Origin of the sequence: Micromonospora sp. NPDC048909, from assembly GCF_040649635.1 — a bacterium.
Lineage (GTDB): Bacteria > Actinomycetota > Actinomycetes > Mycobacteriales > Micromonosporaceae > Micromonospora.
In genome coordinates this window covers 344,853-364,543 of sequence record NZ_JBEZFU010000006.1, presented here as the reverse complement: position 1 = coordinate 364,543, position 19,691 = coordinate 344,853, and the positions used below count along the sequence as shown (strand labels likewise).

General features: G+C 72.3%; 18 protein-coding genes and 1 pseudogene. 12 read left to right on the top strand and 7 right to left on the bottom strand.

Annotation, left to right across the window (positions count from 1 at the left end):
• Window positions 1-13 precede the first annotated feature (13 nt).
• Entirely contained in the window at window positions 14-1,297 is a 1,284-nt protein-coding gene (locus AB0C04_RS19355; protein ID WP_357056195.1) for an ATP-binding protein, read from the bottom strand.
• Window positions 1,298-1,499: 202 nt separating this feature from the next.
• Between AB0C04_RS19355 and phoU the strand changes: the two genes are divergently transcribed.
• Window positions 1,500-2,153, top strand: a complete 654-nt coding sequence (phoU, locus tag AB0C04_RS19350) for a phosphate signaling complex protein PhoU (protein WP_350875717.1) — start codon at window positions 1,500-1,502, stop codon at window positions 2,151-2,153.
• Between the two features lie 52 nt (window positions 2,154-2,205).
• On the opposite strand, the gene AB0C04_RS19345 is transcribed toward phoU, so the two are convergent.
• Window positions 2,206-2,973: a phosphoglyceromutase gene (locus AB0C04_RS19345; RefSeq protein ID WP_357056192.1), complete on the bottom strand. Its 768-nt coding sequence runs from the start codon at window positions 2,971-2,973 to the stop codon at window positions 2,206-2,208.
• 149 nt (window positions 2,974-3,122) lie between these two features.
• Between AB0C04_RS19345 and AB0C04_RS19340 the strand changes: the two genes are divergently transcribed.
• The gene (locus AB0C04_RS19340) at window positions 3,123-4,463 is read left to right on the top strand and encodes an MFS transporter (protein ID WP_357056189.1); all 1,341 of its coding nucleotides are present in this window, start codon (window positions 3,123-3,125) and stop codon (window positions 4,461-4,463) included.
• Window positions 4,464-4,581: 118 nt separating this feature from the next.
• Entirely contained in the window at window positions 4,582-5,916 is a 1,335-nt protein-coding gene (locus tag AB0C04_RS19335) for an MFS transporter (protein WP_357056186.1), read from the top strand.
• 430 nt (window positions 5,917-6,346) lie between these two features.
• On the opposite strand, the gene AB0C04_RS19330 is transcribed toward AB0C04_RS19335, so the two are convergent.
• The 3 genes from AB0C04_RS19330 to mshA all read right to left on the bottom strand — a co-directional run bounded on the left by AB0C04_RS19330 (window position 6,347) and on the right by mshA (window position 9,555).
• A complete protein-coding gene (locus tag AB0C04_RS19330) occupies window positions 6,347-7,135 on the bottom strand; it encodes a hypothetical protein (protein WP_357056559.1) in 789 nt (262 codons plus the stop codon).
• 466 nt (window positions 7,136-7,601) lie between these two features.
• Window positions 7,602-8,114 (bottom strand): YbjN domain-containing protein, encoded by a 513-nt coding sequence (locus AB0C04_RS19325; RefSeq protein ID WP_357056183.1) that lies wholly within the window; start codon window positions 8,112-8,114, stop codon window positions 7,602-7,604.
• 76 nt (window positions 8,115-8,190) lie between these two features.
• Entirely contained in the window at window positions 8,191-9,555 is a 1,365-nt protein-coding gene (gene mshA / locus AB0C04_RS19320) for a D-inositol-3-phosphate glycosyltransferase (protein WP_357056180.1), read from the bottom strand.
• A gap of 190 nt (window positions 9,556-9,745) precedes the next feature.
• Here mshA and AB0C04_RS19315 point away from each other — a divergent pair, with 190 nt between their 5' ends.
• Both AB0C04_RS19315 and AB0C04_RS19310 read left to right on the top strand, forming a co-directional pair.
• Window positions 9,746-10,513: an SDR family oxidoreductase gene (locus AB0C04_RS19315; protein ID WP_357056177.1), complete on the top strand. Its 768-nt coding sequence runs from the start codon at window positions 9,746-9,748 to the stop codon at window positions 10,511-10,513.
• Window positions 10,514-10,520: 7 nt separating this feature from the next.
• Window positions 10,521-11,318, top strand: coding sequence for a class I SAM-dependent methyltransferase (locus AB0C04_RS19310; protein ID WP_357056174.1), 798 nt, complete (start codon window positions 10,521-10,523; stop codon window positions 11,316-11,318).
• A gap of 146 nt (window positions 11,319-11,464) precedes the next feature.
• On the opposite strand, the gene AB0C04_RS19305 is transcribed toward AB0C04_RS19310, so the two are convergent.
• The gene (locus AB0C04_RS19305) at window positions 11,465-12,556 is read right to left on the bottom strand and encodes a UDP-N-acetylmuramate dehydrogenase (protein ID WP_357056171.1); all 1,092 of its coding nucleotides are present in this window, start codon (window positions 12,554-12,556) and stop codon (window positions 11,465-11,467) included.
• 70 nt (window positions 12,557-12,626) lie between these two features.
• On the opposite strand from AB0C04_RS19305, the gene AB0C04_RS19300 reads away from it, so the two are divergent.
• From AB0C04_RS19300 to AB0C04_RS19275, 6 genes are all read left to right on the top strand, one after another.
• Window positions 12,627-13,388, top strand: coding sequence for a maleylpyruvate isomerase family mycothiol-dependent enzyme (locus AB0C04_RS19300; RefSeq protein ID WP_357056168.1), 762 nt, complete (start codon window positions 12,627-12,629; stop codon window positions 13,386-13,388).
• Window positions 13,389-13,589: 201 nt separating this feature from the next.
• Entirely contained in the window at window positions 13,590-14,894 is a 1,305-nt protein-coding gene (locus tag AB0C04_RS19295) for an extracellular solute-binding protein (protein WP_357056165.1), read from the top strand.
• 70 nt (window positions 14,895-14,964) lie between these two features.
• Window positions 14,965-15,966 (top strand): sugar ABC transporter permease, encoded by a 1,002-nt coding sequence (locus tag AB0C04_RS19290; protein ID WP_357056162.1) that lies wholly within the window; start codon window positions 14,965-14,967, stop codon window positions 15,964-15,966.
• A complete protein-coding gene (locus AB0C04_RS19285; RefSeq protein WP_350875740.1) occupies window positions 15,963-16,796 on the top strand; it encodes a carbohydrate ABC transporter permease in 834 nt (277 codons plus the stop codon). Before AB0C04_RS19290 ends, AB0C04_RS19285 begins: the two co-directional genes overlap by 4 nt.
• Window positions 16,793-18,175 carry a GH1 family beta-glucosidase gene (locus AB0C04_RS19280; protein WP_357056159.1) on the top strand — a complete coding sequence of 461 codons (1,383 nt, stop codon included), beginning with the start codon at window positions 16,793-16,795 and terminating at the stop codon, window positions 18,173-18,175. The genes AB0C04_RS19285 and AB0C04_RS19280 overlap by 4 nt, the downstream gene beginning before the upstream one ends.
• Before the next feature lie 16 nt (window positions 18,176-18,191).
• On the top strand, window positions 18,192-19,199 hold the full coding sequence (locus tag AB0C04_RS19275) for a LacI family DNA-binding transcriptional regulator (protein ID WP_357056156.1): 1,008 nt from the start codon (window positions 18,192-18,194) through the stop codon (window positions 19,197-19,199).
• 129 nt (window positions 19,200-19,328) lie between these two features.
• On the opposite strand, the gene AB0C04_RS19270 is transcribed toward AB0C04_RS19275, so the two are convergent.
• Window positions 19,329-19,409 (bottom strand): LPXTG cell wall anchor domain-containing protein, encoded by an 81-nt coding sequence (locus tag AB0C04_RS19270; RefSeq protein ID WP_357056556.1) that lies wholly within the window; start codon window positions 19,407-19,409, stop codon window positions 19,329-19,331.
• Window positions 19,410-19,437: 28 nt separating this feature from the next.
• On the opposite strand from AB0C04_RS19270, the pseudogene AB0C04_RS19265 reads away from it, so the two are divergent.
• A pseudogene (locus AB0C04_RS19265) lies at window positions 19,438-19,691 on the top strand (hypothetical protein); the annotation flags it as partial.

Sequence of the window (19,691 nt, the reverse complement as noted above, 5' to 3'; positions counted from 1 at the left end):
CTTTCCATTGCTGTCAGACCTGCCGAAGCTCGGCCGGACCGGGCTCGATCCCAACCGGCGGCAGTGTCGCCAGGAGGTCGTCCGGGGGACGGGCAGGCAGCCGGATGGTGAACGTCGATCCACCACCAAGAGTGCTCGCGACATCGACCCGTCCGCCATGGTTGCTCGCGATGTGCTTCACGATCGCCAGACCGAGCCCGGTGCCGCCGGTCGCCCGCGAGCGCGCCTGGTCCGCGCGGTAGAACCGCTCGAAGATCCGGTCGACGTCGCTGGGGGCGATACCGATGCCCTGGTCGGTGACGGAGATCTCGACGTGCTCCTCGCTGCCATGAGCGGTGACCCGTACCGTGGTGTCCTCGCCCGAGTAGTTGATGGCGTTCTCGACCAGGTTGGCCACCGCGGTGGCCAACTGGGTGTCACTGCCGTACGCGGTCAGACCGCGCTCCCCGGACACCGCCACCTCGATCCCCCGGGCCGAGGCCGTGGTCCTGGTCCGGTCGACCACCTCGGCGACCACCCAGTCGATCGAGACCGGCTCCGGTGCCGGCTGCGGCTCGGCGCCCTGCAACCGGGTCAGCTCGAGCAGTTCCTGCACCAACCGGCCGAGCCGGGTCGACTCGTGCTGGATCCGCTCCGCGAAGCGGCGGGCGGCGACCAGGTCCTCGGAGAGGTCCGGGGCGACCTCGCTGGCCGGCTCGGTGGCGTCCAGCAACGCCTCGGCCAGCAGCTGCAGAGCGCCGATCGGGGTCTTCAGCTCGTGGCTGACGTTCGCCACGAAGTCGCGCCGCACCCGGGCCAGCCGGTGCGACTCGGTCACGTCGGCCGCCTCCACGGCGATGTAGCCGGCACCGACCCCCATCGCCCGCAGGTGCACGCCGAGCGGATTGTCCCCCGCGTTGTCGCGACCCCGGGGCAGGTCCAGCTCGATCTCGCGCCGGATGCCGGTCCGTCGGACCTGCCCGGCGAGGGTACGGATGAGGGGATGAGCAGCGATTGAGCCCGGGCTGGTCCCGGTGCGGAGCAGGCCCATCGCCCGGGCCGCCGGGTTGACCAGTACGGGAACATCGTCGGGATCCAGCACCACCACGCCGGCCCGGAGCGAGTCGATCGTACGGCGGCCGAGCCCGACCTGCGGATCGTCGGCTATCGCGGGCCTCCCCATGTTCCAGAGGGAGCTACCGCTCCCGGTCGACGCGACGCGACGGCCCAGCGCCGGCACGATCCGGGGCAGCATGAACCCGGCGACCACTCCGGTCGCCAGTGCTACGGCCACCACGACCGCCACCGCCCAATCCACCTGGCGATCGTAGGGTCATTGTTAACCTGGCTACCGCCCAGACCAGGACGAACCAGGCTCGCTTCCGGCAAAGTTCACCCGTGCGTCTGGCGTCGTTCACCGGGGTTCATGTCGGGGCCGTCCGTCCCGCCTACCGTGGTCGTCGCACCGCCCACCCGGCGCCGGCCCCCGGCCGGCGGCAATCCGACCACAGGACGTGACAATGCGCGACGAGTTCCGGGCCGACCTGCAGATCGTCAGCCAGCTGCTGGTGGACATGGCCGAGGGGATCCGGTCCGCCATGCGCCAGGCCACCCGCGCCCTGCTCACCGCCGACCGGCAGGCGGCCGAGACGGTGATCGAGCGGGACGCCGAGATCGACGACCTCTACCGGCACGTCGAGGAGCGGGTCTGCGACCTGCTGGCCCGGCAGGCGCCGGTCGCCTCCGACCTGCGTGCCATGATCACCGCCCTGCACGTCGCCGCCGACCTGGAGCGGATGGGCGATCTGGCCGACCACGTGGCGAAGACGGCGTTGCGGCGGCACCCCTCGCCCGCGGTGCCGGCCGAGCTGCGCCAGATCTTCACCGACATGGCCGCCATCGCCGACCGGATGGCCGTGAAGATCGGCTCGGTGCTGGCCAAGCCCGACGCCGACCTCGCCGCCGAACTCGACCGCGACGACGACGCGATGGACGACCTGCACAAGACCCTGTTCAGCGTGCTGCTCGGCGACGACTGGCCGTACGGGGTGGAGACCGCGATCGACGCCACCCTGCTGGGCCGCTTCTACGAGCGCTTCGCCGACCACGCCGTCAACGCCGGCGAGCACGTGGTCTACCTGATCACCGGGGAGCAGGCGCCGAGCGCCAGCTGACCACCGCACGACGAAGGCCCCCGGTCCACTGGACCGGGGGCCTTCGCGCAGGTCAGCGGCCCTGGTTGGCGACCGCGGCGGCGGCCGCCTTCGCGGCGGCCGGGTCGAGGTAGGTGCCACCCAGGGTGAGCGGGCGCAGCTGCGGGTCGAGGTCGTAGCGCAGCGGGATCCCGGTCGGGATGTTCAGCTTCGCGATCGCCTCGTCGGAGATCTGGTCGAGGTGCTTGACCAGCGCGCGCAGCGAGTTGCCGTGCGCGGCCACCAGCACGGTACGGCCGGCCAGGATGTCCGGGACGATCGAGTCGTACCAGTACGGCAGCATCCGCTCAACGACGTCCTTCAGGCACTCGGTGCGCGGCATCAGCTCGGTCGGCAGCAGCGCGTACCGGGAGTCGCCCACCTGGGACCACTCGTCGTTGTCGTCGATCGGCGGCGGAGGCGTGTCGTACGAGCGGCGCCAGAGCATGAACTGCTCCTCGCCGTACTCGTCGAGGGTCTGCTTCTTGTTCTTGCCCTGCAGGGCACCGTAGTGACGCTCGTTGAGCCGCCACGACCGGCGCACCGCGATCCAGTGCCGGTCGGCGGCGTTCAGCGCCAGTTCGGCGGTGCGGATCGCGCGGCGCAGCACGCTGGTGTGCACCACGTCCGGCATCAGGCTGTGCTCACGGAGCAGCTCGCCGCCGCGCCGCGCCTCCTCCTCGCCCTTGGCCGTCAGGTCGACATCGACCCAGCCGGTGAAGAGGTTCTTCGCGTTCCAGTCGCTCTCGCCGTGCCGCAGCAGGACCAGCGTCCCGATGGTGGGCCCCTCGCTAGCAGTCATGCGGATCATCCTGCCGTACGGCGCGTCCGGACACGCGGTGACCTGTCGTGACGACCACCACGTGGAAAAGCTGATGACCGGCGTTCCCGCGGACGACTAGGTTGTAAGGCGCTTGGGATAGACCGGTCATTACCAAACGGGGGCGGCGGATGCGGACGGTGCACGGCTGGTTGCAGGACACGGCGGGTGGACTGCCGCGGCGGTTCTGGTACCTCTGGGCCGGCACCCTGATCAACCGACTCGGCTCGTTCGTGCTGGTCTTCCTGGCCATCTACCTCACCCAGGAACGTGGCTTCTCCGCCTCGCAGGCCGGGCTGGTGATCGGGCTCTGGGGCGTCGGCGGCGCCTTCGGCACCACCGTCGGCGGCACCCTGACCGACCGCTGGGGACGCCGGCCCACCCTGCTCGTCGCGCACCTCGGCGCGGCCACCATGATGCTGGCGCTCGGCCTGGCCCGACCGCTCTGGGCGGTCGCCCTCGGCGCGCTGCTGCTCGGTACGTTCGCCGAGGCGGCCCGGCCGGCGTTCGGCGCCATGATGATCGACGTGGTGCCGGAGAAGGACAGGCTGCGCGCCTTCTCGCTGAACTACTGGGCGATCAATCTCGGCTTCGCCTGCGCGGCCGTGCTCGCCGGCTTCGCCGCCCAGGCCGGCTACCTGCTGCTCTTCGTGGTCGACGCGATCACCACGCTGGTCACCGCCCTGATCATCTTCATCCGGGTGGGCGAGACCCGACGGGCCGCCAGCCCCACCGGAAAGGGCGCGCCGGCACCGGCGGGCGCGCTGCGCACCATCCTCACCGACCCGATCTACCTCGGCTTCGTCGCGCTCAACCTCTTCAGCGCGCTCGTCTTCCTCCAGCACATCTCGATGCTGCCGATCGCGATGGGCGACTCCGGCCTGACCCCCGCCACGTACGGCTCGGTGATCGCTCTCAACGGCGTACTGATCGTGGTGGGTCAACTCTTCGTCCCCCGGCTGATCCGGGGCCGGAGCCGGTCGCACGTGCTCGCGCTGGCCGCCGTGGTGATGGGCGTGGGCTTCGGGCTCACCGCGTTCGCCGAGGCAGCCTGGTTCTACGGGCTGACCGTGCTGATCTGGACGGTCGGCGAGATGCTCAACTCGCCCTCCAACGCCACGCTCGTCGCCGAACTCTCCCCCGCCGCGCTGCGCGGCCGCTACCAGGGCGTCTTCTCGCTCTCCTGGCAGATCGCCGGGGCCAGCGCGCCGATCCTCGGTGGGCTGGTGCGCGAACACATCGGCAACAGCGCGCTCTGGTTGGGCTGCGCCGCGATCGGCGGGCTGATGGCGGTGGCCCACCTGATCTCCGGACCGGCCCGGGAGCGCCGCGCCACCATGCTGCGCCGCAGGGCCGCCGCGCCGGCCGTTCCGCTGACCGACGTCCGCCCGCCCGTGCCGCAGGCCGCCGAGCCCGCGGCCACCGCGCCGACCGAGCCGATCGGGACCGCCGAGCCGGCCCGGGCCAGCTGACCCGGGGCGGTCGAGCCGAGGAGCCGGTCGAGGGCGGGGGGCGGGCTCCCCGCCCGCCCGAGGTCCGATAACGTCGGGATCGGTAATGGTTAACAAAGCGAACTGTCGGGAGGGGCGCTTGCGCGGCCTGCAGCGCTGGTGGCAGGAGACCGCGGGTGGGCTCCCCGCCACCTTCTGGTTTCTCTGGGCCGGCATCCTGATCAACCGGGCCGGCGCCTTCGCGATGCTCTTCCTGTCGCTCTACCTGACCGACGCGCGGGATGCCAGCGAAGCGCTCGCCGGCGCGGTCGTCGGGGCGTACGGCGCCGGCGGGGCGGTCGGTGTGCTGCTCGGTGGGGTGTTGGCCGACCGGTGGGGGCGGCGGGCCACCCTGGTCACCGCCCATCTGATCGCCGGCGGCCTGATGGTGGCGCTGGCCCTGAGCCAGCATCTGGCGCTCATCGCGGCGCTCGCCGCGCTGGTCGGGGTGGTGCACTCGATGCCCGGCCCGGCGTTCGTGGCGGCGATCGTCGACCTGGTGCCCGAGCAGCGCCGGTCGCGCGCCTTCAACCTTCAGTTCTGGGCCTTCAACCTGGGCATGGCGGTCGCCTCGCTGCTGGCCGGGGTGCTCGCCGAAGCCAGCTTCCTGGCCCTGTTCCTGGTCGACGCCGCCGCCACCCTGGCCACCGCAATAGTGATCGCGTGGAAGGTGCCGGAGACGCTGGGCCGGGCAACCACCCCGCCGGCCGGCCGAGCGGAGGCTGGCGGGCGGCGGCCGGGGCTGCGCACGGCACTCACCGACCGGATCTTCCTGACCTTCGTCGCGCTGACCTTCGTGCTGGCCGTACTGACCATGCAGACCTCGACGATCATGCCGCTGGCGATGCGCGCGGACGGGCTCGGGCCGTCGTCGTACGGTCTGGTGGTGGCGCTCGGCGGCGCGCTGATCGTGCTCGGCCAACTGTTCGTGCCACGGCTGATCGACGGCCACCGCAAGGACGTGGTGCTCGCCGCCTCCACCGCGCTGATGGCGCTCGGGTTCGGGGCGCTCGCGCTCGCCAACGGGCTGGCGGTCTATCTGGTCGCGGCGGTCGTCTGGACGATCGGGTCGATGCTCGCCGCCCCGCCCAACGCCCAGATCAACGCGGACCTGGCGCCACCCGCGCTGCGCGGTCGCTACCAGTCGGTGTTCTACCTGACCTTCCCGGCCGCGTCCTTCGTGGCGCCGACGCTGGGCGGGGTGAGTCTGCAGTACCTGGGCGCCGGGCACTGGCTCATCGTGGGTGCGCTCGGGCTGCTCGCCGCGGGAGCCCACCTGCTCGCCGGGCCACCCCGGGAGCGCCGGGTCGCCGCGCTGCGCCGGGCCACCGCCGCGGCAACGTCCCGAGCGGTGTCGAGCGTGGGGGCCGGGAGGTCCACCGAGGGACGGACCGGGGATCCGGCGACCGCCGGCGAGCGGAGTTCCGCCGGCTGACCCGGGGGCGGTTCACAACCCGCCGGGGGCCACCGCCCTGGACAAAACGGTCACAGAACGCAGATATGCGAAGTGCCCACCACGCCCCGAATGGCAGTGGTGGGCACCTCGCGCACTGTGGGGCCGGCGGCGGCGGGCAACACTCACCCCCGTAAGCGTCGCCCGCTCGCGCCGCCGGTCCAAACAGGTGGGCACCGTCCCCCAACGGTTGGTCCACCCGTCTCATCGCACCTCGCCCGGTGCGCGGATCTGATCGATCCGCCGCTCCCCCGAACGTTTCCGAGCGTGGTGCGGTGCAATAAAGTTAGTTCGCCCAGATTCCGGATTCAACCCGCATCGGCTGTCTCGCCGGTCACAGAAACCGGCCTCCCGCTACTCCGGGCCTCGGTCTTCCCAACACCGGCTACCCGCCGACGATTCCCGCAAACGGTCAGCCGTCCTCACGATCGGGTGACTCGGTCCGGAAGAAGTTGCTCTGCCGACCGTCGCGCATCTGCTCCTGGTAGATGAGGTTCAGTCGGCGCAGGTCGAAGGTGTGGAACCACTCGTCCCAGGTGATCTCGCGGATCCGGCTGCTCTCCCGGTAGCCCGGGATGTTGAACGTGAGGACGCCGGCCCGACCTTCCCGCTCGGTGCCCGCGATCGTGGCCGGCTTGGCCCCGCGTTCCTGGGCCCACCGCTGGATCACCTCATGGTTGCTGGTCACCAGGCTGCGACCCGGCCGCTCCGGCCGGTCGGCGAGCGAGGAGATCGTTTGGGACGACCGTGCCGACCGGGAGGTGCTGCGCCCGGTCCGCAACCCGCCGCCGGTCGGGGCCGCCGCCGTACCGCCGCGGGCTGCGCCCCCGCGCGCCGCCGTGGGCCGGTTCGCCGGGGCGGTCTTCTTCGCCGCGGCCGTCGCCCGCGCCGACGTGGTCCTCTTCGCGGGGGCCGCCCGCTTCGCCGCCGCCGTCTTCCGGGCGGCCGTCGTGCGCTTGGCCGCGGTCGTGGTCCGGGCAGTCGTCGTCTTCCGTGCCGGCGCCGTCTTCCGCGCCGCGGCCGTCTTCTTGGCCGCTGTCGTCTTCTTGGCCGCGGTCGTCTTCCGTGCCGGGGCCGTCTTCCGGGCCGGCGTCGTCTTCTTGGCCGCGGTGGTCTTCTTGGCCGCGGTGGTCTTCTTCGCCGCGGTGGTCTTCTTCGCCGCCGACTTTCGGGCGGTCGACTTCGCCGCCGCCTTCTTCACGGCCGCCTTCTTCGCCGGCGCGGTCTTGTTCGCCGGGACCGCCCTGGCCCGGCTCGGCGCGGCCTTGGCCGCCCGGCCGCCGGCGGCCTTCTTCGTGGCCGCGGCGCGGCCGGCCGTCCTGGTGCCGGTCGCCCGGCCGGCCGGCCCGGTGCTCGTCCGGGCGGCGCCGCCGCGGCGCAACGTCCGCACCAATTCCTTCACCAGGTCCGGCTTGCGCAGCGCGGAAATGCCGGACACTCCGTACCGGCGAAGCTGCCCCCGGATGTCGTCCACCCGCATCCGGCCGATCTCGGTCTCCGAGATCCCCGGGGTGTTCGGGGTCCGGTTCCCCGCCGGCCGCCTGGTACTGGTCGCAGTCCCGCCGCGACCTGAGCTGTTCCGCTGAGCCATGGCACGCTCCTCGACAGTCCGTCCTCGGCGCGCGGCGGGTCCCCAAACTGCCGCACCGCGCGGGGCGGCATACCCGTCAGGACGGCTCCGAACCTCCGGACGGCTCGAAGAGGTGGGCGAACGCGGCAAGGTTCGCGGTCGACTCACCGCGCTTGACCCGCCACTCCCACTCCCGCCGGATCGAGCTGCCGAAGCCGATCTCCAGCATGGTGTCGAAGGACTCGTCGGAGTACGACAGCACCGCGCCGAAGATGCGGTCCAGCTCCTCGGCGTCGACGCCGGCCGGGTTGACCCGGCCGGTCAGGTAGACGTCGCCGACCGCGTCGATGGAGAACGACACCGCGTACATCCGGGCGTTGCGCTGCAACAGCCAGGCCCACAGTTCCTCACGCCGCTCGTCGGGCTGGCGCATGACGAACGCCTCGATCCGTAGCGCGTGCTCGCCGACGATCAGGTTGCAGATGGTCTTCAGCTTGTGGGTGCCGGGCAGGGTCACCGCGTACGACTGCGGCCCGGTCCGCTCCCAGGCCAGCTCCCGCTCGTCGCAGACCGACTCGATCAGGCCGCCAAGATCGCTCTTCCCGCTCACCGGACCCACTCTACGGTCGCTGCCGCCCGGCCACCGGATGGCGGCCGGGCGGGGCGGGGCCCCGGTCAGAGCGGAGTCACCACGAGCAGGAGAGGGCGGGGTCGCCAGCGAGTTCGGCGGCGAGACGCTCCCGGTGCGCGACCATCGCCTCGCCGTACACGCTCAGCAGGCTGGCGACCGTGCGGTCCCAGGAGAAGCTGTGCGCGTGCCGCTCGGCGCCCCGGGCCAGCGTGGCGCGGCGCCGCCGGTCCGGCAGCAACTGGCCGAGCGTACGGGCCCAGTCGACCGGGTCGTGCCCGTCGATCAGCACGCCGCTCACCTGGTCGCGGACCGCGGTGACCAGACCGCCCACGGCGGCGGCCAGCACGGGCGTACCGCACGCCTGGGCCTCCAGCGCGACCAGGCCGAACGACTCGTTGTGCGACGGCACCGCGACCAGGTCGGCGGCCCGGTAGAGCGCCGGCAGGTCGTCACCGGTCTGCGGCGGCAGGAAGCGCACCCGGTCGGCGACACCCAGCGAGGCGGCCAGCTCGATCAGGGCGGTGGGCCGGTCCAGCCCACTGCCGCTCGGGCCACCGCAGATCACCACGGTCAGCTCCTCGGCCAGCGCCGGGTCGCGCTCACGAAGCGCGGCGACCGCTCGCACCAGCACGTCCGGCGCCTTCAACGGCTGGATCCGGCCGACGAACGCCACCACGTAGCCCCGGGTGGGCAGGCCCAGCCGGCGGCGGGCGGCCACGGTGGCGGCGGCCCGGTCCCCGGCGGCCGGGCGGAACCGGTCCAGGTCGACGCCGGGCTGCACGACCGCGACGCGGGCCTGGTCGGCCGCGTACCGCTCGATCAGGTCACGGGCCTCGACCCGGGTGTTGGCCACCAGCCGGTCGGCCTCGGCGACCACCTGCTCCTCGCCGATCACCCGCGCCTTCGGCTCCGGCCGGTCGCCGACGGCGAGCTGGGCGTTCTTCACCTTGGCCAGCGTGTGGGCGGTGTGCACCAGGGGCACCCCCCATCGCTCCTTGGCCAGCCACCCGACCTGACCGGAGAGCCAGTAGTGCGAGTGGATCAGGTCGTAGTGGCCGGGCGGGCGGGCCGCCTCCGCGCGGAGCACCCCGGCGGTGAAGGCGCAGAGCTGACCCGGCAGCTCCTCCTTGGTCAGCCCCTCGAGCGGGCCGGAGGTGACGTGCCGGACCTGCACGCCGGGGGCCATCTCGACCACCGGGGGCAGGTCGCCCGAGGTCGCCCGGGTGAAGATCTCGACCTCGACGTTCGCCTCGGCGAGCCGCCGGGCGACCTCCAGGATGTAGACGTTCATGCCGCCGGCATCGCCTGTGCCGGGCTGGTGCAGCGGTGAGGTGTGCACCGACAGGGTGGCGATCCGTCGGGGCCGCGGCCACGGTCGGGCACCTCGCTGACGACCCACGCCGGTGTGCAGTTCCGCCACGTCCGCTCCTTTTGTCACGGTTGATGCCGTCTGGCACGACCGGCGCTTCGGTCAACCTTTACGCCGGTTGACATCTTCCCCATCGGGCTTCGGAAATGCCTCGCGGCGGCCGACCGGCGTGACGGACCTCATCGTGGACGCCCACCCGCCCGCGCGGATCGACGGCACGGGCGGGGGTGACAATGGCCGGATGACCTCTGTCGCCATCGTCACCGGAGCGTCCAGCGGGATCGGCGCGGCCACCGCCCGCCGGCTCGCCGCCGAGGGTTTCCACGTGCTCGCCGCGGCCCGACGCACCGACCGGCTCACCGACCTGGTCACGGAGATCACCGCCGCCGGTGGCCAGGCCACCGCGGTGGCCTGCGACGTCACCTCGGACGAGTCGGTCGCCGCGCTGGCCGAGGCGGCCGCGGTCGCGCCGGGGCCGGTCACCCTGCTGGTGAACAACGCCGGCGGCGCGCGCGGGCTGGACCCGGTGGAGTCCGGGTCGCTGGGCGACTGGCAGTGGATGTACGACGTCAACGTGCTCGGCACGCTGCGGGTCACCCAGGCCCTGCTGCCCGCGCTGGAGGCGTCCGGGGCCGGCACTATCGTGATCGTCTCGTCCACCGCCGGATTCACCGTCTACGAGGGCGGCGGTGGCTACACCGCGGCCAAGCACGCGCAGACCGCGATCGCCGGGACGCTGCGGCTGGAGCTCAACGGGCGGCCCGTCCGGGTGATCGAGATCGACCCGGGGATGGTGAAGACCGACGAGTTCGGGCTGGTCCGCTTCGACGGCGACACCGAACGGGCGGCGGCGGTCTACGCCGGGGTGGCCGAGCCACTCGTCGCCGAGGACGTGGCCGACTGCATCGCCTGGTGCGCCACCCGCCCGCACCACGTCAACGTGGACCGGCTGGTGGTCCGCCCGCTCGCGCAGGCCGCCCAGCACAAGGTGCACCGGGTCGGCCAGTGAAGACCGGATGACCGGACCGACGCGGCGCCGGCCGTACGGCGTGGTCACCCGGGGCACCACCAACCCCAACCGGCTCCGCCGGGTGGACAACTGGATCGTGGCCAGCTGCGGCGACCTCCTCCGCGCCGCAGCCGACCCGCTGGTGGTGGACCTCGGCTACGGGGCGACCCCGGTCACCGCGGTGGAGTTGCGCGCCCGGCTCGCCACCGGGGTCCGCGCCGACGTCCGGCTGGTCGGGCTGGAGATCGATCCGGCCCGGGTGGCCGCCGCGGCGCCGGCCGCCGACCCGCCGGGGCTCACCTTCGCCCGGGGCGGGTTCGAGCTGGCCGGTCTGCGCCCGGTACTGGTCCGCGCGCTCAACGTGCTCCGCCAGTACGACGAGAGCGAGGTGGCCGGGGCGTGGCGGACGATGACGGCCGCGCTGGCCCCCGGCGGGGTGCTGGTCGAGGGCACCTGCGACGAGCTTGGCCGGTTGGGCGGCTGGCTGCTGATCGACGCCGACGGGCCGCGCTCGCTGACCCTGGCCGCCCGGCTCGCCACCCTGACCAGCCCGGCCGAGCTGGCCGAGCGGCTGCCGAAGGCGCTGATCCACCGCAACGTCCCCGGTGAGCCGGTGCACGACCTGATCCGCGCTCTGGACGACGCCTGGCAGGCCGCGGCCGGCTACGCGACCTTCGGCCCGCGCCAACGCTGGCTGCACGCCGTCCAGTCCCTCAAGGACGCCGGCTGGCCCCTCCTGGACCGCCCCGCCCGCTGGCGCCTGGGCGAACTAACCGTCCCCTGGCTCGCCGTAACCCCCCGCTAACCCCCGGCACCGCCTCACCCGCCCCGGCCGCCGCCCGCCGCCGTTGATCATGCACCTGTGGTGCCCGGATCACGGGCTTCCGAGGCTTTTGTCACCCACCACAACCGCATGATCGACGCGGGTCCGAGGTTGCCCTGAGCCCCGGGTCAGATGGTGCAGTTGATGAGGACGGGTTCGGGGTGGAGGGTGACGGCGAAGCGGGCGTGTACGCCGTCACGGATCTCGCGGGCCAGGGCGACCAGGTCGGCGGTGCTGGCCCGGCCGCTGCGGTTGGTCAACGCCAGCGTGTGCTTGCTGGAGATGGCGACGCCGCCGGGACCCGGGTGGCCCTTGCCGAAGCCGGCCTTGTCGATCAGCCAGGCGGCGCTCACCTTGACCACGTCGCCGGCACCCGGCCAGGACGGCGGCTCGCCCAGGTCGGCGGCGCGCTCACGGAGCAGCTCGTACGCCGCGCGGTCCAGCACCGGGTTGGTGAAGAACGAGCCGACCGAGCGGGTGTCCGGGTCGGCCGGATCGAGCACCATGCCCTTGCCACCGCGCAGCCGCAGCACCGCCGCGCGGGCGTCGGCCAGCGGCACCCGGTCGCCGACCTCGACGCCGAGCGCCCGGGCCAGTTCGGCGTAGCGCACCGGGCCGGAGAGCGGTGAGCGGGTCAGCCGGAAGTCGACCGACAGCACCACCCAGCGGTCGCTGTACTTGAAGATGCTGCCCCGGTAGGCGAAGCCGCAGTCCGCGGCGGCGATCTGACCGGTGGTGGCCTCGACCCGGTCGTGCACCTCGACGCCGGTGATCGTCTCGGCGACCTCCTGGCCGTACGCGCCGACGTTCTGGATCGGGGTGGCGCCGGTGGAGCCCGGGATGCCGGAGAGGCACTCCAACCCGGACCAGCCGTTGGCCACGGTCGCGGCGACCAGGTCGTCCCACGGCTCGCCGGCCTCGACCCGTACGGTCACCGTGTCGGCGTCCTCGGCGACCACCCGCAGCCCGCGGGAGCGGACCAGCACCACCGTGCCGGGGAACCCGGCGTCGCCGATCACCACGTTGCTGCCCCCGGCGAGGATCAGCACCTGCTCGTCCCGACCGCTCGCCTCCCGGACCGCCCGTACGATCTCGTCGGCGCTGGTCGCCGGCACGATCCGGGCAGCCGGTCCGCCCGTCCGCAGGGTGGTGTAGCTGGCCAGGAGGCTCACGTCGGCCGGGTCGGTTCCGGTTGTCGGCTGGGCGTAGACGTCTGACACACCTTTCACCCTAGGCTGAGGGGTAGCCGCGGCACCCACTGGTGGCCGGGTCACCCCCGGGAGGATGGCGATGAGCAGACTGCATGGCACGAAGGACTTCTGGATCGGCGCTCTCCGGGCGGAGGGCCCGTCGTTCGCCGCGGCCGTGGCCGAGGCCCCGGCCGAGACACCGGTGCTCTCCTGCCCTGGCTGGACCGTCGCCGACCTGACCCTGCACCTGGGTAGCTGCTACCACTGGGTGTCCTCGTTCGCCGGCTCCGGGTCGACGACCGCCCCGGGCAAGCGCCCCGAGCCGGTCGACCCCGGCCCGGGCGTCACCCCGCTCGAGTACTGGCAGCGCGGATACGACCAGCTGATGGCCCTGTTCGAGGGCCTCGACCCGGAGGCCCCGGCGTGGAACTGGGCGCCGCAGCCGAAACGGGCCGGCTTCTGGCCGCGCCGGATGGCGCACGAGACCGCGGTGCACCGCTGGGACGCCCAGCTCGCCATCGCCGCCGGTGAGCCGATCGAGGCGAAGCTCGCGGCCGACGGGGTGAGCGAGGTGCTGGACACCTGGCTCCCGGCGGGCCGGCGGCGCGCCGAGGGGCAGTGGCACGGGGTGGTGCAGCTCGCCGCGGTGGACGCCGCGCAGTCCTGGTATCTGCGGCTGCGCGGCGAGGGGGTGGCGCTGCTGGACACCGACACCATCCTCGACCACGACGACCACCACGCCCGTGCGCAGGTCACCGGCACGGCCAGCGACCTGCTGCTGGCGCTCTGGGGCCGGGTCAGCTTCGACACCCTGGACATCACCGGCGACCCCACCCTGCTGGACGGCCTCCGGCTCCGCTGACCCGGGCCCGATCCGACAGCCTTCCCGCGCAGCAGCGGCCATTCCCACCGGAATGGCCGCTGCTGTCGTCTTCGGGTCCGGAACGGATCCGAGAGAGCGCTCTCTTGACATGTGTCGAAGCGCACACCACCCTGTCGTGAGAGCGCTCTCTCGGATTCGTACCCACCACCGCCCACCCGACCTGAGAGGGGTCCGACACTGATGGGTGTCATTGCGCGCCGCCGCCTCGCGGCGGTGGCCCTCGCCGCCACCACCGCCCTGGTCGTCACCGCCGGCTGCGGCGGCGGCGACACCGCCGAGGACGGCCCGATCACGCTCACCGTGGACGTGTTCGGCCAGTTCGGCTACGAACAGCTCTACCAGGAGTACATGGCCGCCCACCCCGACGTGAAGATCGTCGAGCGGGGCACCGGCGGCAACCTCGACGAGTACTCGCCGAAGCTCACCCAGTGGCTCGCCGCCGGCAAGGGCGCCGGCGACATCGTCGCCATCGAGGAGGGGCTGCTGGTCGAGTACAAGGCCAACCCGGACAACTTCGTCAACCTGCTCGACCACGGCGCGGCAGAGCTCAAGGGCAACTTCCTGGAGTGGAAGTGGAACCAGGGGCTGACCGCCGACGGTAAGCAGTTGATCGGGCTCGGCACCGACGTCGGCGGCATCGCGATGTGCTACCGCAAGGATCTCTTCGCCAAGGCCGGCCTGCCGACCGAGCGTGACGCGGTGTCCAAGCTCTGGCCGACCTGGCAGGACTACATCGCCACCGGCGAGAAGTTCAAGGCCGCGAACACCGGGGCGTCGTTCCTGGACGGGGCCACCAACACCTTCAACACGATCCTGCTCCAGACCGCTGGCAACACCTCGGGCTACAGCTACTACGACACCAGCAACACCCTGGTCGTCGACAGCAACCCGGCGGTGAAGCAGGCCTACGACACCACGATGGACATCATCGACTCCGGCCTCTCCGGCAAGTACGGCTCCTGGTCGGAGGAGTGGGTCTCCGCGTTCAAGCAGTCGAAGTTCGCCACCATCGCCTGCCCCGCCTGGATGACCGGGGTCATCGAGGGCAACTCCGGGCCGGCCGCCAAGGACAGGTGGGACATCGCCAAGGTGCCCGGCAACGGCGGCAACTGGGGCGGGTCGTTCCTCGCCGTGCCCAAGCAGAGCGAGCACCGGGCCGAGGCGATCGAGCTGGCCAAGTTCCTCACCAGCGCCAAGGGTCAGATCGGCGCGTTCCAGGCCAAGGGCCCGCTGCCCTCGTCGCCGCAGGCACTCGACGACCCGGCCATCGCGAACGCGACCAACGCGTACCTGTCCGGGGCGCCGGTCGGGCAGATCTTCGCCGCCGGCGCGAAGAGCCTGAAGCCGGTCTACATGGGCCCCAAGAACCAGGCCGTGCGCACCGAGGTGGAGAACGCGGTGCGGACCGTCGACCTGGGCCAGCGCAGCCCCGAACAGGGCTGGACCGACGCGGTGGCCAACGCGAAGAAGGCCGCCGACAAGTAGCCCGAGCCAGCGGGCGGGCGGGCTCCGGAGGCCGGAGTCCCGCCCGCGCCGTGGAGAGGAGTCCCCGGGCATGACCGTCCAGCTCGACGCCCGCCCGCCGGCCGCGCCCGCGCCCGGCCCCCGGCACCGGTCGCGGGAAGGCCGGCTCAGCCGGCTCGACACGCGGTACTCGCCGTACCTCTACATCGCGCCGTTCTTCCTGCTCTTCGCGATCTTCGGGGTGTACCCGCTGGGCTACACCCTCTGGGTCTCGCTGCACGACTGGGACCTGCTCGGCAGCGACCACCCGTTCGTCGGGGCGGAGAACTACACCAGGCTGCTGGCCGACGCCGACTTCTGGCACGCGGTGGTCAACACTCTCGGCATCTTCGTCATCTCGACCGTTCCGCAGCTGCTCACCGCGCTCTGGCTGGCCAACCTGCTCAACCGCCGGCTCCGGTTCCGCACCGGCTGGCGGATGGCGGTGCTGATCCCCAACGTCACCTCCACCGCCGCGGTGGCGATCGTGTTCGGAGTGCTCTTCGGCCGCGAGTTCGGCATGGTCAACTGGCTGCTCGACGTGGTCGGGCTGGACGCGGTGGACTGGAAGTCCAACCGGGTCGCCTCCTGGGTGGCCATCTCGGCCATGGTCGACTGGCGGTGGACCGGCTACAACGCGCTGATCTTCCTGGCCGCGATGCAGGCCATCCCGCGCGACCTCTACGAGTCGGCGGCGATCGACGGTGCGAACCGGGCGCGGCAGTTCTGGTCGATCACCGTGCCGCTGCTGAAGCCGACGATCATCTTCTGCGTCATCATCTCCACCATCGGTGGGCTGCAGCTCTTCACCGAGCCCCGGCTCTTCCACTCCGGCACCAATCCGATCCGGGGCGGACCACTGCGCGAATCACAGACGGTGACCATGTACATGTTCGAGAACGCGTTCGCGCCGCACTACAACTTCGGCTACGGCTCGGCGGTCGCCTGGCTGCTCTTCGCCCTGATCGCCGTCGTCGCGGCGATCAACGTACTGGTCATCCGCCGACTCGGCGGAACGCCGGGCGCCCGAGCGATGAAGCGGGGTCTGCGATGAGCCGCCTCTGGCGGGCCAGCCCGCTGACGTACGGCGCCCTGATCCTCGCCGCGGTCATGTCGATCTTCCCGATCTACTGGATGTTCGTGGTGGCCAGCCGCTCCAGCGACGCCATGGGTCAGGTGCCGCCACCGGTCACCCCCGGCGGCAACCTGGGCGCGAACATCGCCCGGCTCTTCGACAACACCGACGCGTACTTCCTGACCGGCCTGATCAACTCGACGATCGTGGCGACCACGGTCACCGTCTCGGTGGTCTTCTTCTCCAGCCTGGCCGGGTTCGCCTTCGCCAAGCTGCGCTTCCGCGGCCGCAACGCGCTGTTGCTGGTGATCATCGCGACCATGATGGTGCCGACCCAGCTCGGCGTCATCCCGCTCTACCTGTTGATGACCAAGCTGAACTGGAACGACCGGCTGCCGGCCGTGATCGTGCCCGCGCTGGTCACCGGGTTCGGGGTGTTCATGATGCGGCAGTACGCCGGCCAGGCGGTCAGCGACGAGCTGATCGAGGCGGCCCGGATGGACGGCTGCGGCACCGCTCGGATCTGGTGGAACGTGGTGGTGCCGGCGCTTCGCCCGGCCGCCGCCGTGCTCGGGCTGCTCACCTTCATGACCACTTGGAACGACTTCCTCTGGCCGTACGCTGTGCTGAACGACCCGGAGAACCCGACCGTTCAGCTCTCCCTGCGGGCCCTCTCGGACGGGTACTACCAGGACATGTCGCAGGTCTTCACCGGGACAGCCCTCGCGACGCTGCCGCTGCTGCTGGTCTTCGTCCTGTTCGGCCGCCAGATCATCGGCGGGATCATGGAAGGTGCGGTCAAGGCGTGACTGAACTCCGATTTCCCGAGAACTTCCTCTGGGGCGCCGCCACCGCCGCGTACCAGATCGAGGGCGCGACCCGCGACGACGGTCGCGGCCCGTCCATCTGGGACACCTTCAGCCGCACCCCGGGGAAGGTGTATCAGGGGCACACCGGAGACGTCGCCTGCGACCACTACCACCGGTACGCCGACGACGTGGCGCTGATGGCCGAGCTGGGGCTGCGGGCGTACCGCTTCTCGGTGGCCTGGCCCCGCATCCAGCCCGACGGCACCGGCCCGGTCAACCCGCGCGGGCTGGACTTCTACGACCGGCTGGTGGACGCCCTGCTCGACCGGGGGATCGACCCGATCGTGACGCTCTACCACTGGGACCTGCCGCAGACCCTGGGTGACCGGGGTGGCTGGACCAGCCGGGAGACCGCCGAACACTTCGCCACGTACGCCACCGCGATGTACGCGCGCCTGGGCGACCGGGTCGACGTCTGGACCACACTCAACGAGCCGTGGTGCTCGGCGTACCTCGGATACGGCAGCGGCGTGCACGCTCCCGGCGAGCAGGACCCGGCTGCCGCCTTCACGGCCGTACACCACCTGCTGCTCGGGCACGGCCTGGCGGCCCGGGCGCTGCGCGCGGCCGGCGCGCGCACCGTCGGGATCACCCTCAATCCGGCCGACGTACGCCCGGCGGACGAGTCCAGCGCCGCCGACGCCGCGGCGGTACGCCTGGTCGACGGGCTGCACAACCGGATCTTCCTGGATCCGCTGCTGGCCGGCGGCTACCCGGAGGACGTGCTGGAGCACCTGAGCCGGATCGTCGAACCGACCTTCATCCGGGACGGCGACGAGAAGCTGATCGCCGCCCCGATCGACCTGCTCGGCATCAACTACTACCAGCCGACCTACGTCGCCGGCCGGCCGGACGGCGCCGGCGGCGGTGGCACGTACCCGGGGACCGACGGCGCGGTGGAGTTCCTGCCACCGGTGGGGCCGCTCACCGAGATGGGCTGGATGGTGGAGCCGGCCGGGCTGACCCGGCTGCTGGAGCGGATCGCCACCGACTACCCGGGCGTGCCGCTGCTGATCACCGAGAACGGCGCGGCGTACCCGGACAAGCCCGGCACCGACCCAGCCGGCGGCCCGGGCCAGGTCGCCGACACCGACCGGATCGCCTACCTCGACGGTCACCTGCGCGCGGCACACGAGGCGATCTCCCGGGGCGTGGATCTCCGCGGTTATCTCGTATGGTCGTTCCTGGACAACTTCGAGTGGGCTGAGGGCTACCGCAAACGGTTCGGGATCGTGCACGTCGACTACCTGAGCCAGCGTCGCACACCGAAGTCCAGCGCCCGGTGGTACCAGGAGGTGATCTCCCGGAACGGGCTGTGACGGGGGGTTGGCGGCGATGACGACGGCGCAACGGCCGACGCTCGAAGAGGTGGCCCGGCGGGCCGGGGTGTCCCGGGCCACCGTTTCCCGGGTGGTGAACGGCTCCACCACGGTGGCCGAACCGATCCGGGAGGCGGTCCAGCGGGCGGTGGCCGAGCTGGGCTACGTGCCGAACCTGGCCGCCCGCAGCCTGGTGACCCAGCGGACCGACTCGGTCGCCCTGGTCATGCCCGAGGCGGCCACCCGGGTGTTCTCCGACGACCAGGTCTTCCCCGGCATCATCCGGGGGGTCAGCCAGGAGCTGGAGGCGGCCGACAAGCAGCTGGTGCTGATGCTGGCCGGCTCGCCGGCCGGGCACGCCCGGGTGGAGCGCTACACCACCGGGCGGCACGTCGACGGGGTGCTCTTCGCCTCGCTGCACGGCGCCGACCCACTGCCCGGCACGCTCGCCCGGCTCGGCATCCCGGTGGTGTGCAGCGGTCGCCCGCTCGGCGACGTCCCGGTGCCGTACGTGGACGTCGACCACGTCGGCGGGGTCACCGCCGCGGTCCGGCACCTGATCGACACCGGCCGGCGGCGGATCGCCACCATCGCCGGCCCGCAGGACATGGTGGCCGGCATCGAGCGGCTCACCGGCTACCGGCAGGCGATGGCGGCGGCCGGCCTGCCGGAGCGGGTGGCGACCGGTGACTTCACCCGGGAGTCCGGGGCGGCGGCGATGCGCGAACTGCTCGCCGCCGACCCCGACCTGGACGCGGTCTTCGCCGCCTCCGACCTGATGGCGCACGCCGCGCTCCGTACGCTGCGCGAGGCGGGCCGACGGGTGCCCCAGGACGTCGCGGTGATCGGCTTCGACGACATCGAGACCGCGGCCTACACCGAGCCGCCGCTGACCACCGTCCGGCAGCCGATCCAGGAGATCGGCCGGCAGATGACCCGGCAGCTGCTCCGGCTCGCGGCCGGCGGGACGATCGAACCGGCCATGATGCTGCCCACCGAGCTGATCCTGCGCGACTCCGCGTAACCGACGAATCGACCCCCGACTCCAACTCGACCCTCCGCCGCCTCCCGGCACGGGGCGGGGGCCCTCCTCGGCGAGGAGGGCCCCCCGACTACCCGGCGGTCGCTCTGGCGTCCGGTAGTCCCTGTCCGGTCAGACCTCCGCGTCACGCCGACGGCGTACAGCGATGAGCGCGGCGCCGAGCGCAACCGCGCCGAGGCCGACGATCCCCATCGGGATCAGGCTTCCCGCCGACATGCCGGTGAGCGGCAACTTGCTCTCGCTCGGAGCGGCCGAGGGCGAGGTGGTGGTGGACGGCGACGGCTCGGCGGTGGACGGGGCCACCGCCGCCGGGTCGACCGGCAGCGGCTCGGCGGTGGACGGCGCCTCCGCCGACGGCACGACCGGCGACGGCACGGCGGTGGACGGCGCCTCCGCCGACGGCACGACCGGCGACGGCACGGCGCTCGACGGCGCCTCCGCCGACGGCACGACCGGCGACGGCACGGCGCTCGA

Coding starts and splice junctions, on each gene's coding strand:
- phoU (WP_350875717.1), top strand. CDS start 1,500: ATGCGCGACGAGTTCCGGGCCGACCTGCAGATCGTCAGCCAGCTGCTG.
- AB0C04_RS19345 (WP_357056192.1), bottom strand. CDS start 2,973: ATGACTGCTAGCGAGGGGCCCACCATCGGGACGCTGGTCCTGCTGCGG.
- AB0C04_RS19340 (WP_357056189.1), top strand. CDS start 3,123: ATGCGGACGGTGCACGGCTGGTTGCAGGACACGGCGGGTGGACTGCCG.
- AB0C04_RS19315 (WP_357056177.1), top strand. CDS start 9,746: ATGACCTCTGTCGCCATCGTCACCGGAGCGTCCAGCGGGATCGGCGCG.
- AB0C04_RS19310 (WP_357056174.1), top strand. CDS start 10,521: ATGACCGGACCGACGCGGCGCCGGCCGTACGGCGTGGTCACCCGGGGC.
- AB0C04_RS19300 (WP_357056168.1), top strand. CDS start 12,627: ATGAGCAGACTGCATGGCACGAAGGACTTCTGGATCGGCGCTCTCCGG.
- AB0C04_RS19295 (WP_357056165.1), top strand. CDS start 13,590: ATGGGTGTCATTGCGCGCCGCCGCCTCGCGGCGGTGGCCCTCGCCGCC.
- AB0C04_RS19290 (WP_357056162.1), top strand. CDS start 14,965: ATGACCGTCCAGCTCGACGCCCGCCCGCCGGCCGCGCCCGCGCCCGGC.
- AB0C04_RS19285 (WP_350875740.1), top strand. CDS start 15,963: ATGAGCCGCCTCTGGCGGGCCAGCCCGCTGACGTACGGCGCCCTGATC.
- AB0C04_RS19275 (WP_357056156.1), top strand. CDS start 18,192: ATGACGACGGCGCAACGGCCGACGCTCGAAGAGGTGGCCCGGCGGGCC.
- AB0C04_RS19270 (WP_357056556.1), bottom strand. CDS start 19,409: ATGGGGATCGTCGGCCTCGGCGCGGTTGCGCTCGGCGCCGCGCTCATC.